This is a genomic window from Vibrio sp. VP6, from assembly GCF_028823755.1.
In the GTDB taxonomy this organism is placed as follows: Bacteria; Pseudomonadota; Gammaproteobacteria; order Enterobacterales; family Vibrionaceae; genus Vibrio; species Vibrio parahaemolyticus.
The window spans coordinates 1-3,210 of the sequence record NZ_JAPEID010000098.1 but is presented as its reverse complement, the minus strand read 5'-3'; the positions used below and the strand labels follow the sequence as shown (position 1 = coordinate 3,210).

Annotated in this window: 4 protein-coding genes; 2 read left to right on the top strand and 2 right to left on the bottom strand. The window is 41.8% G+C overall.

The features are described 5' to 3' along the window. Together OU793_RS23875 and OU793_RS23870 are read right to left on the bottom strand one after the other, a co-directional pair. The coding region (locus OU793_RS23875; RefSeq protein ID WP_274647880.1) for a ParB/RepB/Spo0J family partition protein at positions 1–831 on the bottom strand (831 nt) is incomplete at its 3' end. Then, the gene (locus tag OU793_RS23870; protein WP_017449270.1) at positions 831–2,030 is read right to left on the bottom strand and encodes a ParA family protein; all 1,200 of its coding nucleotides are present in this window, start codon (positions 2,028–2,030) and stop codon (positions 831–833) included. The genes OU793_RS23870 and OU793_RS23875, both read right to left, overlap by 1 nt. 771 nt (positions 2,031–2,801) lie before the next feature. Here OU793_RS23870 and OU793_RS24955 point away from each other — a divergent pair. Then, the gene (locus tag OU793_RS24955; protein WP_308410011.1) at positions 2,802–2,936 is read left to right on the top strand and encodes a helix-turn-helix domain-containing protein; all 135 of its coding nucleotides are present in this window, start codon (positions 2,802–2,804) and stop codon (positions 2,934–2,936) included. Between the two features lie 140 nt (positions 2,937–3,076). Continuing rightward, a complete protein-coding gene (locus OU793_RS23860) occupies positions 3,077–3,205 on the top strand; it encodes a hypothetical protein (RefSeq protein ID WP_017449273.1) in 129 nt (42 codons plus the stop codon). Positions 3,206–3,210 lie beyond the last annotated feature (5 nt).

Here is a 3,210-nt window from a genome sequence, read left to right as displayed (position 1 = left end):
ATATTCAGCCTGAATATTGACAAGACTTTTTTCGATCTTCTTTACGAAGTCAGTAAGTTGTTTTTTGTCTTCGCAGGCCTTCATTACCTTATCGAGTAGGGCATAATCTGGGTGTGAAAGGGCATTTACAATCGGAAATAGCTTAACCAGCTTCTCGTCGATACTGGCCGCTTTCATCGCTTTACTTACACCGGCTTGGCTAAGCCCAACTTGTTTCGCAATCTCAGCCTGAGTTATCTCTTTGTTGGCCGATTTGATGGCGATGCATTGTTGTCCAATTTCACGCAGGTTATGTTCTTTGGCAGTTTGTAGCTGCTTGGCCAAAGCCTTAGCATCACTTACAGAGATTTCATTTTGAGTAACAAGGATACGGAGTGTTTTAACTCGACCTTCTTGAAGTAAGAACCAAGCTCGACGGCGAGAGCCATCTAACACATCAATCTTGCCATCGATTTGCCGACCTACAGCAGGGTAGAACTGTTGAAACTCAAGGGAGTTCAAGTCAGATAGAGATTCTGCCGTAAGAAGCGATTGATCGCGTCCGTTCACATCAAAGGTAACAAACGTCTCATCACGAACTTGTTCGTATGACAGGGTCACTTCATTGAAGGTCGCGCTATTCCCCGACGCTAACTGCCAAACCACGCTTTGACCGACAGACTCAATTCCAAACTGTTCTCGCAAAAACTCAGCTGCATTAGTGCCGGCTTTATCCAATTCCATTGTTAGCTGTTGCGTTAATGTGGTCAGGTTCGCTTTTGCTGCTGACTGTTGAGCCTCAACTGCGCCTGGTGTATTACCTAGTGGACTACCACCACGTTTTTTTGCCATTATGCTTGCTCCTGTTCGCGCCAAACACTCAAAATATCTCGTTGAATTTGGCTAATTACTTCATAACCATTTTGCTGCGCCGTTTGGAAAGTGGATTTGCTTTTCGGGTATTCGCTTTTTGACATATCGAAAACGGTGGCAAGTAAGGAAGAAGCTTGTCTAATCGCTTCGCTATGCTTGAATTCTTTGGAATATAAGTAAGGCGCGAAATGTTCATAAAGGCTATTCATCAACTCGGTAGTCGTTGAGCTATCACGATGGTTTGTCAGTAATATCTTCATGAAATCATATCCTTGATGATTCGCATTGGCTAACAACGCCCAAACTTGTGGGATATAGCTAAAGTATGAGCAAGTAGCATCGATGTCGTTTTCGGTAATTGATAACGGGAAAACAACACTTGTTGCTGCAAAGTACGCATTGTAAGTCGCGTAACCTAGAGAAGGCGGCGTATCAATGATGATGATGTCGAATTCATCTTTTACTGCATCGATGATGTCGGCCAAAATAGAGTAGGGGGATGGTAGCTTATGTGTGAATACTTGTTCATGAAACCACCCTTCAATTGCTCTGTCACTTTGCGAAGCAGGAAGAATACGTAAGTTGGGGATGGTGGTTTCTAAGAACGCTTCAGATACCGCTTGCTCGAACGTTTCATCCTCGTCTAAGTCAAAGTTACGCATAATGAGATCGCCCACAGAAAGGTTGCCTTCCTGGTCAGCTTCTGGCGCGTAATACATAGATAGAGTAGCTTGGCCATCCATATCGATTAACCCTACTCGATATTCTTGGTGAAACTCCGTCGCTAAGCCCGATGCTACAGTTGCGGCAGATACTGTCTTACCAACACCACCTTTTTGGTTTTGGATTACGATAACTTGCGTTGACTGCTTTTCACCACGCTGGAATTTCGGCTCTTTACGTAAGGTTTCAGGTAATAAGTCTCTTACACGATACATTTCTTCTATATCAATCGACCATTGAGAGTCCTCATGGCGACGCGGGTCGATACCTGCAGAAGTAACATATCGATCAAGAGTTTTAGCATCAATAGCTAAATAGGTGGAAGCTTCTGCTCGAGTGAAGTTGCGCAACTCTTTGCGGTGATTCGCGAGTAATCGTAAGTTTCGACGCTTGATATAAGCATCAGCACCTTGCTTAAGCGATTGAAAGCTTTGGGTGGTCTGTTGGGTATCCATTTCTGCCTCCGTGTAGGAATTAGAAATAGTATATCCCTTAATTTTTGATGAGTGTACATAAAAATGAGGGATTTTTTTTATTTTTTGACTTAAATTGTTATTCCAACAAATTGTACGGCTCTACAAGAAATTAGTAAAATTGACAATGTTTTAAACAATCTAATAGCACATTATATATAAGTTATTGTTTTTAATAGTTAATGCAAATATCGCTATTTTTGCTATGTAAGAGCATTATAGGCTTAACTTGGGTTAAATCGTGTCATACAAAGTTCTCCCGCTTTCGGAAGTGATGCCTCATAAATTCGGACTGATAGAAGGTAACTACCATAATCTCGCGGAATCGGATATCGCCTCTACTATTCATTCTCATCTTACTTTTGAACAGTTAACTACGAAAGCAAGCTCGTACTGTTAGTGATATGCCTCAAAATCCCGCGTTACTCAGCTACAACGCTCCAATTGGTCCTAAAACTTGGCGTTTATCTCTGCATTCGCTGAAGATGCCGCTAATAATTTGTTAGCAAAAACGAAACTACCAAGGAATTTGAGTACAGTTGTGAGTTCGGCTGTTCGGATACCACCATAAAAATGATGCACAGTGACTTCGCTTTAGCGAAAGCTGAAAATGAGAACGCAATAACTAGTTGGGAGCAAGCCGATACCAAGCAAGGCACACGTTACACTGCGCTATGAGCATTCGATGAGCCAAAGCTGAACGACCGACAACGGATACTTGAACGGACTAACGAAGGACGAGTAGAAGTTAGGTTGAAAGGAGTTAAGTTTGGTCGTAAACGTTCTATAGATCGAAAACTACTGTTTGCCTTGCATAAAGATGGTATTGGGGCCACTCAGATTTCTCTGCGGTTAAAAATCACAAGATCTACAGTCATAAGGTTTTGAAAGAGATGATTTAAATTGACAGTACGAATGACGTGAATGATCTGATCATTATTTGAACAGAAAACCTGTTTATGATACGTTTTTGTATGGATACACAGTATAACATCTTCAATTTTATCTTCGGAAAAGGAGAGTTTCATATGGCACTTAAACCTGGTCCTAAGCCGATTGCCAAATCAACAGGTAAACCCGATCAACGACGTCGAGATAACAAGAATACCCCTGGGAATACCCCGGGCTTAAAACCAAGCAAGTCTTCAAGTAAATAATAAAA